The following is a 1,221-nucleotide window of genomic DNA, read 5'->3' as shown; positions in this document are numbered from 1 at the left end:
CTCCTGCGTCACCCCATCGTTTGGCTACTACCACTTCAGGTCCCACGCTCCACCCAGACCAGTCCGAAGACCGACCCAGGCTTTGGGTGGTTAGTATCAGTGAGCTCGCCATGGGCGCATCCACACGGGTACGGGAATATCAACCCGTTGTCCATCGACTACGCCTGTCGGCCTCGCCTTAGGTCCCGACTTACCCTGGGCGGATTAACCTGGCCCAGGAACCCTTGGTCATCCGGCGGCAGAGTTTCTCACTCTGCTTTCGCTACTCATGCCTGCATTCTCACTCCCGCACCCTCCACGGCTAGATCACTCTGCCGCTTCCCTGGATGCAGGACGCTCCCCTACCCATCCACACCACTGCACACAACCCCGAAAGGTTGAGCGGATGTATTGTGTGAATGACACAGCTTCGGCGGTGCGCTTAAGCCCCGCTACATTGTCGGCGCAGGACCACTTGACCAGTGAGCTATTACGCACTCTTTCAAGGGTGGCTGCTTCTAAGCCAACCTCCTGGTTGTCTGGGCGACCCCACATCCTTTCCCACTTAGCGCACACTTAGGGGCCTTAGCTGGTGTTCTGGGCTGTTTCCCTCTCGACCACGAACCTTATCGCCCGCAGTCTCACTGCCACACTCTCACACGCCGGTATTCGGAGTTTGGTTGATTTCGGTAAGCTTGTAGGCCCCCTAGACCATCCAGTGCTCTACCCCCGGCGTGAAACATGTGACGCTGCACCTAAATGCATTTCGGGGAGAACCAGCTATCACGGAGTTTGATTGGCCTTTCACCCCTACCCACAGCTCATCCCCCAGGTTTTCAACCCTGGTGGGTTCGGGCCTCCACGACGTCTTACCGTCGCTTCACCCTGGCCATGGGTAGATCACTCCGCTTCGGGTCTAGACCACGCGACTACACGCCCTATTCAGACTCGCTTTCGCTACGGCTTCCCCACACGGGTTAACCTCGCCACGCAGCACTAACTCGCAGGCTCATTCTTCAAAAGGCACGCCATCACCATTGCTAAGATGGCTCTGACGGCTTGTAGGCACACGGTTTCAGGTACTCTTTCACTCCCCTCCCGGGGTACTTTTCATCTTTCCCTCACGGTACTAGTCCGCTATCGGTCATCAGGGAGTATTTAGGCTTAGCGGGTGGTCCCGCCAGATTCACAGCAAATTCCACGAGCTCGCTGCTACTCGGGAACACCACCAAGGAAGGTGTC

General features: G+C 57.3%; 1 rRNA gene. It reads right to left on the bottom strand.

The annotated features are described in order from the left end of the window. Nucleotides 1–1,221, bottom strand: a 23S ribosomal RNA gene (locus tag ACFPCV_RS38275); the annotation flags it as partial.

The sequence above is a fragment of the Actinophytocola glycyrrhizae genome (assembly GCF_042653545.1).
In the GTDB taxonomy this organism is placed as follows: Bacteria; Actinomycetota; Actinomycetes; order Mycobacteriales; family Pseudonocardiaceae; genus Actinophytocola; species Actinophytocola glycyrrhizae.
Note: the sequence above shows the minus strand (reverse complement) of the source record. Positions and strands in the feature narration are given on the sequence as shown.